This window comes from Pseudomonas sp. NFACC51 (genome assembly GCF_900103575.1).
In the GTDB taxonomy this organism is placed as follows: domain Bacteria; phylum Pseudomonadota; class Gammaproteobacteria; order Pseudomonadales; family Pseudomonadaceae; genus Aquipseudomonas; species Aquipseudomonas fluorescens_Q.
The window spans coordinates 76,353-88,689 of the sequence record NZ_FMXH01000001.1 but is presented as its reverse complement, the minus strand read 5'-3'; the positions used below and the strand labels follow the sequence as shown (position 1 = coordinate 88,689).

Sequence of the window (12,337 nt, the reverse complement as noted above, 5' to 3'; positions counted from 1 at the left end):
ACTGTCCGGGAAGCCGCCATCGCGAGCAAGCTCGCGATAGCGGTGGGTCAGCTTGCATGAGTGTTGGATGTGCCAACGCCATCGCGAGCAGGCTCCCACAGGGGGATTTGTGGTGAGCGCAATGGCGTTGCCAAGGTAAAACAGGTCTTCAGCGCCCGCTGCGCAACATTTCCCTGGGCACGTACTTGCCAATCTCGAACTTGCCGATGGCGGCGCGGTGGACTTCATCCGGACCGTCGGCCAGGCGCAGGGTGCGTTGCATGGCGTACATGTAGGCCAGCGGGAAGTCGTTGGAAACCCCGGCCCCGCCGTGGATCTGGATCGCCCGGTCGATGACCTTCAGGGCCACGTTCGGCGCGACGACCTTGATCTGGGCGATTTCGCTCTTCGCCACTTTATTACCGACCGTGTCCATCATGTACGCCGCCTTCAACGTCAGCAGGCGCGCCATGTCGATTTCCATCCGTGAGTCGGCAATCTTGTCGATGTTACCGCCCAGGCGTGCCAACGGTTGGCCGAAGGCCGTGCGGCTGACGGCACGCTTGCACATCAATTCCAGTGCGCGCTCGGCCATGCCGATGGAGCGCATGCAGTGATGAATCCGGCCCGGGCCAAGGCGACCCTGGGCAATTTCAAAGCCGCGTCCTTCACCCAACAGGACATTTTCGTACGGCACGCGCACGTTCTCGAACAGCACTTCGGCATGCCCGTGAGGCGCATCATCGTAGCCGAACACCGGCAGCGGCCGGACGATCTTGACCCCGGGGGTGTCCACCGGCACCAGGATCATCGAGTGCTGGGCATGGCGCGGCGCATCAGGGTTGCTCAGGCCCATGAAGATCAGGATCTTGCAGCGCGGGTCGCAGGCCCCTGAGGTCCACCACTTCTTGCCATTGATGACCCACTGGTCGCCGTCGCGCTCGGCACGAGCGGCCATGTTGGTGGCGTCCGAGGAGGCAACGTCCGGCTCGGTCATGGCAAACGCCGAGCGGATCTCGCCGCGCAGCAGTGGCTCGAGCCAGCGTTGCTTTTGTTCTTCATTGGCGTAGCGCACCAGCACTTCCATGTTGCCGGTGTCCGGCGCCGAGCAATTGAACGGTTCAGGCCCCAGCAGCGAACGGCCCATGATCTCTGCCAACGGCGCGTATTCCAGATTGGTCAGGCCGGCACCCAGCTCGGACTCAGGCAGAAACAGATTCCACAAACCCTCGGCCTTGGCCTTGGCCTTGAGCTCTTCCATGATGGCCGTGGGCTGCCAGCGGTCGCCTTCGGCCACTTGCTGCTCGAACACGGCTTCAGCCGGGTAAACGTAGGCATCCATGAACGCCGTGACGCGTTCACGCAGTGCCTGAACCTTGGGGGAATAAGCAAAATCCATGAGCAGCACCTTCTTGGCAGAGGTTGTTTTAGGTCATGAAATCGATGCTAGTTCAGCTACGAAAATTTACCTAACCTATTCTCGGCGTGTATTAACATTCATCACCGATATATGTTTCACTGATTCGCATCGCCATCCGGCACCTCACAACACGTCCAAGAATAAGAGTGCAGCGCCATGAATCTGAGCAAGGTCGATCTCAACCTTTTCATTGTCTTCGATGCGATCTACACCGAAGCCAACCTGACCCGCGCCGGGCAGATCGTCGGCATCACGCAGCCGGCCGTGTCCAATGCCCTGGCGCGCCTGCGGGAGACCTTCAACGACCCGCTCTTCGTGCGCACCGCCCAAGGCATGGTGCCGACGCCCATGGCCCAGAACATCATCGGCCCGGTGCGCAACGCCCTGTCGCTGCTGCGGGTGTCGGTGCAGGAAAGCCGGATCTTCAACCCGTTGCAGGCCGTCAAGACCTACCGCATCAGCATGACCGACCTCACCGAAGGCGTGATCCTGCCGCCGCTGTTCCAGCGCCTGCGTCGCCTGGCACCTACCGTGGCGATCGAAAGCTTCCTCTCCAAGCGCCGTGAAACCACCAAGGAGCTGGCCGCCGGCCGCCTCGACTTCGCCGTGGACGCACCGCTCAACACCGACCCGCAGGTACGCCACGTCAAGTTGATGGAAGATCGCTACGTGTGCGCCATGCGCAAGGGCCATCCGCTGGCGGGCAAGGAAAAGATCAGCCTCGACGATTACCTGGCCCAGACCCACGTGCATATTTCCAGCCGCCGCAACGGGCTGGGTTATGTCGACCTGGCCCTCGGCAAGATGGGTATCCAGCGCAAGATCGCCCTGCGCTCCCAGCATTACCTGATGGCCTCCCAGGTCCTGCAACAAACGGACATGGTCATGACCGTCCCCGAGCGCTTTGCCCGTCGTCACGATCTGCACGCCTTCCTGTTACCAGTCAACGACGTGCCGCCGGTGGAAACCCACCTCTACTGGCACGAAAGCACCGACCAGGACCCGGCCAACCGCTGGATGCGCGAGCAGATGATCGAGCTGTGCCAGCAGGTGACGGCCCACGAGAAGAAGCTCGACAAGGTTTAGGCGATCAAAATTGTGGGAGCGAGCTTACTCGCGATGGCGTCGGATCAGTCGCCATTGATATTGGCCGGTCTACCGCTATCGCGAGCAAGCTCGCTCCCACAGGTTCATGCCTGCCATGCAGTGCCGGCCCCATGCTTGACGCGAACGTCAACCTGCCTTTAGCTTAGCGCCAGCCCCTTTCGTTTCGAGCGCGTCCATGAGCAGCCAGACCTACAGCATCTCCGACCTCGCCCGCGAGCTGGATATCACCACCCGGGCCATCCGTTTCTATGAAGAACAAGGCCTGTTGAGCCCGGAACGACGGGGCCAGGAGCGCATTTACTCGCCGCGGGACAAGGTCAGCCTGAAGCTGATCCTGCGCGGCAAGCGCATCGGCTTTTCCCTGGCCGAGTGCCGCGAACTGATCGAACTCTACGACCCCTCCAGCGGCAATCAGAAACAGCTGCACAGCATGCTGGCGAAAATCGCCGAGCGCCGGGAACAGCTCGAACAGCAATTGCTGGACATCGAACAGATGAAGCTGGAACTCGACACCGCCGAAGAACGCTGCATCCAGGCGCTGGAGCAGACACTCAAGGGCGAGGAAATCGTCCAGTAACACTTTCTCCCTGTGGGAGCGAGCTTGCTCGCGATGGCGGCACATTCAACATCAATGCAAGCTGATCCACCGCTATCGCGAGCAAGCTCGCTCCCACAATGGGTTCATCATTGCGCTCGACATATTGGCAACTCACTACAGGTCAATCCCCATGTCCCTCCCCTCCTTTGTACGCCTGATCGAAGTCGGCCCCCGTGACGGGCTGCAGAATGAAGCACAGCCCATCAGCGTCGCCGACAAGGTGCGTCTGGTGGATGCCTTGAGCGCCGCCGGCCTGGGCTACATCGAAGTCGGCAGTTTCGTCTCGCCCAAGTGGGTGCCGCAAATGGCCGGCTCCGCCGAGGTGTTCGCGCAGATCCAGCGCAAGCCCGATGTAACCTATGGCGCCCTGGCGCCGAACCTGCGGGGTTTTGAAGATGCGCTGGCGGCGGGCGTGAAAGAAGTGGCGGTGTTCGCCGCCGCGTCCGAAGCATTCTCCCAGCGCAATATCAACTGCTCCATCAAGGACAGCCTGGAGCGTTTCGAGCCGATCATGGAGGCCGCCAGACAACACGGCGTCAGTGTGCGCGGTTACGTGTCCTGCGTGTTGGGTTGCCCGTATGAAGGTGCGGTCAAGCCTGAGCAGGTGGCTTGGGTCGCTCGGGAGCTGTATGCCATGGGCTGCTACGAAGTCTCCCTGGGTGACACCATCGGCACGGGCACCGCCGGTGCCACCCGCAGGATGTTCGAGGTGGTGGGCGCCGAGGTGCCTCGAGACAAGCTCGCCGGACACTTCCACGATACCTACGGCCAAGCCATGGCCAACGTATACGCCAGCCTGCTGGAAGGCATCGCGGTGTTCGACAGCTCCATCGCCGGCCTGGGCGGCTGCCCTTATGCCAAGGGCGCCAGCGGTAACGTTGCCACCGAGGACGTGCTGTACCTGCTCAATGGCTTGGGTATCGAGACCGGTGTCGACCTGGACGCCCTGATCGCCGCGGGTCGGCAGATCTGCGACGTGCTCGGCCGCCCTAGCGGTTCGCGTGTCGCCAAGGCCCGCAGCGCACAGTGAGGTGTTACCGCTGGCTTTGTAACGGCGGCGAAACGAGTAACACGGAAACAATTTGTCAGGTTTGACGCGCCAGGTTTTTCAGCTAAAAAAATTCAAGCCATTGATTTATATAGAGTTTTAAAAGTTGGCACGCCACCTGCTATATCTCTCGCATAACAAGAATAAAAAAACGCAGCAAACCCAATAAAAACAAGACGAAACGACTCTGGCATAACAAAAACAACACGGCAGAGACGCAGCTAACAGATTTTTTTGGAGAGGATGTGCTTTTCAGGGTGCTTTCAGGAGCAACCCGCAACCGGGCAGAGAACAATAAAACTACCTTCAGGTAGCTCCCGAATCGGTTGGATCGCAAGGCGAAAAAGCAGATCAGCGCTCAAAAAAATACGTTTGCTCTTGATCCCGGATGGGGATCGCCAAAAACAGCGGTAAAGGGCAACGGCTGCCAAAAACAACAACAGGCCGCCCCTCAATAATAAAAAAGAGCACGCGACGACAAAATTAAAGGGGAGCTTCGGCTCCCCTTTGTGCTTTCCCGGATTTCACATTTCCCCCGTGGATGCGAGCATGCTCGCGATGACGGCGGCACAGCCAACCTATCTGTCGACTATCCCACCGCCATCGCGAGCAGGCTCGCTCCCGCAAGTGTTGCGGCTAGCTTTGCTTATCGCGCAGCTCTTCGATGCTGATCTCACGCATGCGGAATTTCTGGATCTTACCGGTGACCGTCATGGGAAATTCTTCGACGAATTTGAAATGACGCGGCGTCTTGAAGTGGGCGATGCGCTCCTTGCACCAGGCTTGCAGTTCCTGTTCGCAGGCACTGTGGCCGGGATGAAACTTGATCCACGCAACGATTTCCTCGCCATAACGCGAACACGGAATGCCGATCACTTGCACGTCCGCCACCGCCGGGTGAGTGAAGAAAAACTCCTCCAGCTCACGCGGGTAAATATTCTCCCCGCCGCGGATGATCATGTCCTTGTTGCGCCCGACAATGCGCACGTAGCCCTGCTCGTCCATGGTCGCCAAGTCGCCGGTGTGCATCCAGCCATCCGGGTCGATGGCATCGGCGGTGCCCTTGGGGTTGTTCCAATAGCCGAGCATCACGCTGTAGCCACGGGTACATAATTCGCCGACAGCACCACGCGGGACGAGATTGCCGGCCGCATCGATAATTTTACTTTCCAGTTGCGGCTGGGTACGGCCAACGGTGGTTACGCGCAGTTCCAGTTCGTCGGTAGGACCGGTCTGCAATGACACCGGGCTGGTTTCCGTCATGCCGTAGGCAATCTGCACTTCGGCCATGTGCATTTCATTGATGACCCGTCGCATCACTTCGATGGGGCATGTGGCCCCGGCCATGATGCCCGTGCGCAGGCTGGACAGGTCGAAGTCGCCCCGCTGCGGCTGGTCCAGCAGGGCGATGAACATGGTGGGCACACCATACAACGCAGTGGCCTTTTCTTCGGCCACGGCCTTGAGCGTCAGCAGCGGGTCGAAGGCATCGTTGGGGTAAATCATGGTGCTGCCATGGGTCATGCAGCCCAGGTTACCCATGACCATACCGAAGCAATGGTAGAGCGGCACCGGGATCACCAACCGATCGTCAGCCGTCAGGCCCAGGCTTTCGCCGACCATGTAACCGTTATTGAGAATGTTGTGATGACTGAGGGTAGCGCCCTTGGGGAAGCCAGTGGTGCCGGAGGTGTACTGGATATTCACCGGTTGATCGAAGTGCAGGCTGGATTGGCGCTCGGCCAGTTGTCCAGGCGTCACCGCCGCGCCCAGGGCGGCCAGTTGCGACCAAGGCAGGAAGCCTGACGGTGGCTGGGAATCGAGGCTGATCACGCCGCGCAACTCCGGCAGGCGCTCGCTCTGCATCTGGCCGATCGGTTGCTCTGCCAGTTCCGGTGCCAGCGTTTGCAGCATGGCGTGATAGTCCGAGGTCTTGAACGCCCCGGCACACACCAGCCATTGGCATCCGGATTGTTTGAGCACGTATTCGAGCTCAGAGACGCGATAGGCCGGATTGATGTTGACCAGAATCACGCCGAGCTTCGCACTGGCGAACTGGCTGATGCACCACTGGGCGCAATTGGGTGCCCACACGCCAAGGCGATCACCGGTTTTCAAGCCTAGCGCCAATAAGGCTCGGGCGTGCAGATCGACAGCCTCGGCCAGTTGTTGCCAGGTATAGCGCAGCGATTGATGGCGAACCACCAACGCCTCGCCCTCCGGATAACGGGCCACCGTCTGGTCGAAAACCTCGCCGATGGTTTGAGCCAACAAGGCCTTGGCCGCGGAACCACGGGTGTAGCTGAGCTGCGAATGCAAACCGGGTTGATCCATGACGCCCCCTCTTGTCTTTATTAGTGGGTGTAGCGGTAACCTGATGCGACAACATGCCTTTGCGGGCACTTACTCTGGCTCAAGTTGACGTTAACGTAAAGGGCGATTGACAGCCTCTCGTCGCAGGCTTACGTTAACGTAAAGGTGAGAGCCATTCCCCCCGCTCTCCGCACCCGATAAAAAAGCCAAAGGTGTCCCATGAGCTACCCATCCCTGAACTTTGCCCTCGGCGAAACCATCGACATGTTGCGCGACCAGGTGCAGGCCTTCGTCAAGGCTGAACTGGCGCCGCGAGCAGCGCAAATCGATATCGACAACCTGTTTCCCGCCGACATGTGGCGCAAGTTCGGCGACATGGGCCTGCTGGGTATCACCGTACCGGAAGAATACGGCGGCGCTGGCCTGGGCTACCTGGCCCACGTGGTGGCGATGGAAGAAATCAGCCGTGGTTCGGCCTCGGTCGCCCTCTCCTACGGTGCCCACTCCAACCTCTGCGTGAACCAGATCAACCGCAACGGCAATCACGAACAGAAAACCAAATACCTGCCCAAGCTGATCAGCGGCGAACACATCGGCGCCCTGGCAATGAGCGAGCCGAACGCCGGCTCCGACGTGGTCTCGATGAAACTGCGGGCCGACAAGCGTGGCGACAAGTACGTGCTCAATGGCAGCAAGACCTGGATCACCAACGGCCCCGATGCCAACACCTACGTGATCTACGCCAAGACCGACCTGGAAAAAGGTCCCCATGGCATCACCGCCTTCATCGTCGAGCGCGACTGGAAAGGCTTCAGCCGCAGCAATAAATTCGACAAGCTCGGCATGCGTGGCTCCAACACCTGCGAGTTGTTCTTCGATGACGTCGAAGTGCCGGAAGACAACATCCTCGGCGCGCTCAATGGCGGTGTGAAAGTGCTGATGAGCGGCCTCGACTACGAGCGCGTCGTGCTCTCTGGCGGCCCGACCGGGATCATGCAGGCCTGCATGGACCTGATCGTGCCCTACATCCATGACCGCAAGCAGTTCGGCCAGAGCATTGGCGAATTCCAGCTGATCCAGGGCAAGGTCGCCGACATGTACACCCAGCTCAACGCCAGCCGCGCCTATCTGTATGCCGTGGCGCAGGCCTGCGAGCGCGGCGAAACCACCCGCAAGGACGCCGCCGGGGTGATCCTCTACAGCGCCGAACGCGCCACGCAAATGGCCCTCGACGCCATCCAGATCCTCGGCGGCAATGGCTACATCAACGAATTCCCGGCCGGCCGCCTGCTGCGTGACGCCAAGCTGTACGAAATCGGTGCTGGCACCAGTGAGATTCGTCGGATGTTGATCGGCCGCGAACTGTTCAACGAAACGAAATGAATTTCGTCAGCTACGAGCGACAAGCTTCAAGCGGCAAGCGAACTGCGCTCTTGCTTGCAGCTTGTGGCTTGAAGCTCAAAGCTGCTACGGAGTAGCCCATGATTCTGCACACTCAGCTCAACCCGCGCTCGCCGGAGTTCATCGCCAACCGCGATGCGATGCTCGGACACGTCGAAGCCTTGCGCACCTTGCTCGCGCAAATTCGCCAAGGCGGCGGTCCCAAGGCCCAGGAAAGGCACACGTCGCGGGGCAAGTTACTGCCCCGTGAACGCATCAACCGACTGCTGGACCCGGGCTCGCCGTTTTTGGAAATCAGCCCATTGGCAGCCCACGCAGTCTATGGCGAAGACGTGCCGGCAGCCGGTGTGATTGCCGGCATCGGACGCGTGGAAGGCGTCGAATGCATGATTGTCGCCAACGACGCGACGGTCAAAGGTGGTTCCTACTACCCGCTGACGGTGAAAAAACACCTGCGCGCCCAGACGATCGCCCAGCAGAATCGCCTGCCCTGCATTTACCTGGTGGACTCCGGCGGCGCCAATCTGCCGCGCCAGGACGAGGTGTTCCCGGACCGCGAGCACTTTGGCCGGATCTTCTTCAACCAGGCCAACATGAGTGCCCAGGGCATCCCGCAGATCGCCGTGGTCATGGGTTCCTGCACCGCCGGTGGCGCCTATGTGCCGGCCATGGCGGACGAGGCGATCATGGTCCGCCAGCAGGCGACGATTTTCCTCGCCGGCCCACCGTTGGTGAAAGCTGCCACCGGTGAGGTGGTCAGCGCCGAAGACCTGGGCGGCGCCGATGTGCACTGCAAGATCTCCGGCGTGGCCGACCATTACGCCGACAGCGACGAACATGCCCTGGCCCTGGCTCGCCGCAGCGTGGCCAACCTCAATTGGCGCAAACAGGGCGAGTTGCAGCATCGCCTGCCGATTGCCCCGCTTTACTCCGGCGAGGAGCTGTACGGCGTGGTTTCGGCCGACGCCAAGCAGCCGTTCGATGTGCGGGAAGTGATCGCGCGCCTGGTGGACGGCTCGGTGTTCGACGAATTCAAGGCGCTGTTCGGCACGACGCTGGTGTGCGGCTTCGCCCACTTGCATGGCTACCCGATCGCGATCCTGGCCAACAACGGCATTCTGTTTGCCGAAGCCGCGCAGAAAGGCGCGCACTTCATCGAGCTGGCCTGTCAGCGCGGCATACCGTTGCTGTTCCTACAGAACATCACCGGGTTCATGGTCGGCCAAAAGTACGAAGCCGGCGGTATCGCCAAGCACGGCGCGAAACTGGTGACCGCCGTGGCGTGCGCCAAGGTGCCGAAATTCACCGTGATCATTGGCGGCAGTTTCGGCGCGGGTAACTACGGCATGTGCGGTCGCGCCTACGACCCACGTTTTCTGTGGATGTGGCCGAACGCGCGGATAGGCGTGATGGGCGCCGAACAGGCGGCCGGCGTGCTCGTGCAGGTCAAGCGTGAACAAGCCGAACGCAGTGGCCACCCTTTCAGCGCCGAGCAGGAAGCCGAGATCAAGCAACCGATCCTCGATCAGTACGAAGAACAGGGTCACCCCTATTATTCCAGTGCCAGGCTGTGGGACGACGGCGTCATCGACCCGGCCCAGACCCGCGACGTGCTGGGCCTGGCCTTGTCCGCGTCACTGAACGCGCCTATCGAACCGAGCCGCTTCGGCGTGTTCCGGATGTAAACGGGGAATGCCCATGGATAACTTCAACACCCTCGAACTGCACAGCGACCCACGGGGCGTTGCCACCCTGTGGCTCAGCCGCGAGTCGAAAAACAACGCGTTCAACGCCGAAATGATCCGCGAACTGATCCTGGCCCTGGACCACGTCAGCAGCGATCCAAACTTGCGCTTCCTGCTGATCCGCGGCCGTGGCAAGCATTTCAGCGCCGGCGCCGACCTGGCCTGGATGCAACAATCGGCCGAGCTCGACTACCACACCAACCTTGATGACGCCCGGGAACTGGCGGAACTGATGTACAACCTCGCCAAGCTGAAAATTCCTACCCTGGCCGTCGTCCAGGGCGCCGCGTTCGGTGGCGCACTGGGGCTTATCAGCGCTTGTGACATGGCCATTGGTGCCGATGAAGCACAGTTCTGCCTGTCGGAAGTGCGCATTGGCCTGGCGCCAGCGGTGATCAGCCCGTTCGTGGTGCAAGCCATCGGCGAGCGTGCCGCGCGTCGTTATGCCCTGACGGCGGAACGCTTCGACGGGCAACGTGCGAAAGAAATCGGTTTGCTGTCGGAAAGTTACCCGGCCGAGGTCCTGGACCAGCAGGTCGAACAGTGGATCGACAACCTGTTGCTCAACAGCCCGGCGGCCATGCGCGCCAGCAAGGAACTGCTGCGTGAAGTCGGCAACGGCGCCCTTACCCCGGCGCTGCGGCGCTACACCGAAAATGCCATCGCCCGCATCCGCGTCAGCCCGGAGGGTCAGGAAGGCCTGCGGGCGTTCCTGCAAAAGCGTGCGCCGAACTGGCAAGCCGAATCGAATAACAAGGAGCCGCGTCGATGAGCGCCCCTGCCCTCACCACGTTGCTGGTGGCCAACCGCGGTGAAATCGCCTGCCGCGTGATGCGCACCGCCAAAGCCATGGGCCTGACCACCGTTGCCGTCCACAGCGCCACCGACCGCGACGCCCGCCACAGCCGTGAAGCCGACATCCGCGTCGACCTGGGCGGCAGCAAGGCCGCCGACAGCTACTTGCAAATCGACAAGCTGATCGCCGCAGCGAAAGCCAGCGGCGCCCAGGCCATCCACCCCGGCTATGGCTTTCTGTCCGAGAACGCCGGGTTCGCCCGGGCGATTGAAAACGCCGGGCTGATCTTCCTCGGCCCACCGGCCTCGGCCATCGATGCCATGGGCAGCAAATCGGCGGCCAAGGCTTTGATGGAAACCGCCGGCGTGCCCCTGGTGCCCGGTTATCACGGCGAAGCCCAGGACCTGGAGACCTTTCGCGACGCCGCCGAGCGCATCGGCTACCCGGTATTGCTCAAGGCCACGGCCGGCGGTGGCGGCAAGGGCATGAAAGTCGTCGAGGATGTCAGCCAACTGGCCGAAGCCCTGGCCTCGGCCCAGCGTGAAGCGCAGTCCTCGTTCGGCGACTCACGGATGCTGGTGGAAAAATACCTGCTCAAGCCACGCCACGTGGAAATCCAGGTATTTGCCGACCAACACGGCAACTGCCTGTACCTCAACGAGCGCGATTGCTCGATCCAGCGCCGCCACCAGAAAGTAGTGGAAGAAGCCCCCGCCCCCGGCCTGACCGCGCAATTGCGCCAGGCCATGGGTGAAGCCGCCGTGCGCGCAGCCCAGGCGATTGGTTACGTCGGGGCCGGCACGGTGGAGTTCCTGCTGGATGCGCGGGGCGAGTTTTTCTTCATGGAAATGAACACCCGCTTGCAGGTCGAGCATCCGGTCACCGAAGCGATCACCGGACTGGACCTGGTGGCCTGGCAGATCCGCGTTGCCCAAGGCGAACCCTTGCCGATCACTCAAGCGCAAGTGCCGCTGCTCGGTCACGCCATCGAAGTGCGGCTGTATGCCGAAGACCCGGTCAACGATTTTCTGCCAGCCACCGGCCGCCTGGCGTTGTATCGCGAATCGGCCAAGGGGCCGGGTCGGCGGGTCGACAGCGGGGTTGAAGAAGGTGATGAAATCTCGCCGTTCTACGACCCGATGCTCGGCAAGCTGATTGCCTGGGGTGAGGATCGCGAACAGGCGCGCTTGCGGCTGTTGAGCATGCTCGATGAATTTGCCATTGGCGGGCTGAAAACCAACATCGGGTTCCTGCGCCGAATCGTCGCCCATCCCGCCTTCGCGGCGGCAGAGCTGGACACCGGATTTATCCCACGTTACCAAGCGCAATTGCTGCCAGAGCCGGGCGAATTGGATGACGCATTCTGGCTTGCAGCCGCTCAAGGCTTCGCCTTGAGCCTGGCACCGCACGTACGCGGCGATGACGCCGGCTCACCGTGGGCCAGCACCACCGGGATGCGCCTGGGGTTGCCGAGGGAAACCACCTTGCACCTGAGCTGTGAAGGCCAGGATCGTGCGCTGACGCTGGACGTCACAGCCCATTGCGCGGAACTCAAGGGTGAGCGACTGACGATCGAGCACCATGGTGTGCGCCGCAGCCATCGGGCCATTCGCCAGGGCGACAGCCTGTATCTGCAATGGGCGGGAGACCTGCATCGGATCGATCTGTACGACCCGTTGGCCGCGGCAGAGGCCAGCCACAGCCATCAGGGCGGCCTGGCCGCGCCCATGAACGGCAGTATCGTGCGGGTCTTGGTGAGTGTCGGTCAGCCGGTGGAAGCCGGAGCTCAACTGGTGGTCCTGGAGGCCATGAAAATGGAGCACAGCATTCGTGCGCCCAAGGCCGGGGTGATCAAGGCGCTGTATTGCCAGGAAGGTGAAATGGTCAGCGAAGGCAGCGCCCTGGTGGCGTTCGAAGAATAGGCATCGGC

9 protein-coding genes are annotated in these 12,337 nt (G+C 61.4%); 7 read left to right on the top strand and 2 right to left on the bottom strand.

Annotated elements, in window-relative coordinates; translation table 11 throughout:
- Positions 1 to 148 precede the first annotated feature (148 nt).
- Positions 149 to 1,378, bottom strand: coding sequence for an acyl-CoA dehydrogenase (locus tag BLT00_RS00440; protein WP_072346633.1), 1,230 nt, complete (start codon positions 1,376 to 1,378; stop codon positions 149 to 151).
- Between the two features lie 177 nt (positions 1,379 to 1,555).
- Here BLT00_RS00440 and BLT00_RS00435 point away from each other — a divergent pair, with 177 nt between their 5' ends.
- From BLT00_RS00435 to BLT00_RS00425, 3 genes are all read left to right on the top strand, one after another.
- Positions 1,556 to 2,485 (top strand): LysR family transcriptional regulator, encoded by a 930-nt coding sequence (locus BLT00_RS00435; RefSeq protein WP_063322104.1) that lies wholly within the window; start codon positions 1,556 to 1,558, stop codon positions 2,483 to 2,485.
- Between the two features lie 196 nt (positions 2,486 to 2,681).
- Positions 2,682 to 3,083: a MerR family transcriptional regulator gene (locus BLT00_RS00430; protein ID WP_072346631.1), complete on the top strand. Its 402-nt coding sequence runs from the start codon at positions 2,682 to 2,684 to the stop codon at positions 3,081 to 3,083.
- Positions 3,084 to 3,234: 151 nt separating this feature from the next.
- A complete protein-coding gene (locus BLT00_RS00425) occupies positions 3,235 to 4,134 on the top strand; it encodes a hydroxymethylglutaryl-CoA lyase (RefSeq protein WP_092145448.1) in 900 nt (299 codons plus the stop codon).
- 654 nt (positions 4,135 to 4,788) lie between these two features.
- On the opposite strand, the gene BLT00_RS00420 is transcribed toward BLT00_RS00425, so the two are convergent.
- Positions 4,789 to 6,486: an AMP-binding protein gene (locus tag BLT00_RS00420; RefSeq protein ID WP_092145446.1), complete on the bottom strand. Its 1,698-nt coding sequence runs from the start codon at positions 6,484 to 6,486 to the stop codon at positions 4,789 to 4,791.
- Between the two features lie 198 nt (positions 6,487 to 6,684).
- Between BLT00_RS00420 and BLT00_RS00415 the strand changes: the two genes are divergently transcribed.
- From BLT00_RS00415 to BLT00_RS00400, 4 genes are all read left to right on the top strand, one after another.
- Positions 6,685 to 7,848 (top strand): isovaleryl-CoA dehydrogenase, encoded by a 1,164-nt coding sequence (locus tag BLT00_RS00415; RefSeq protein ID WP_092145444.1) that lies wholly within the window; start codon positions 6,685 to 6,687, stop codon positions 7,846 to 7,848.
- A 98-nt stretch (positions 7,849 to 7,946) separates the two neighbouring features.
- A complete protein-coding gene (locus BLT00_RS00410; RefSeq protein WP_092145442.1) occupies positions 7,947 to 9,551 on the top strand; it encodes a carboxyl transferase domain-containing protein in 1,605 nt (534 codons plus the stop codon).
- A 13-nt stretch (positions 9,552 to 9,564) separates the two neighbouring features.
- Positions 9,565 to 10,383: a gamma-carboxygeranoyl-CoA hydratase gene (locus tag BLT00_RS00405; protein ID WP_063322110.1), complete on the top strand. Its 819-nt coding sequence runs from the start codon at positions 9,565 to 9,567 to the stop codon at positions 10,381 to 10,383.
- On the top strand, positions 10,380 to 12,329 hold the full coding sequence (locus tag BLT00_RS00400) for an acetyl/propionyl/methylcrotonyl-CoA carboxylase subunit alpha (protein ID WP_092145440.1): 1,950 nt from the start codon (positions 10,380 to 10,382) through the stop codon (positions 12,327 to 12,329). Before BLT00_RS00405 ends, BLT00_RS00400 begins: the two co-directional genes overlap by 4 nt.
- Positions 12,330 to 12,337: the final 8 nt, after the last annotated feature.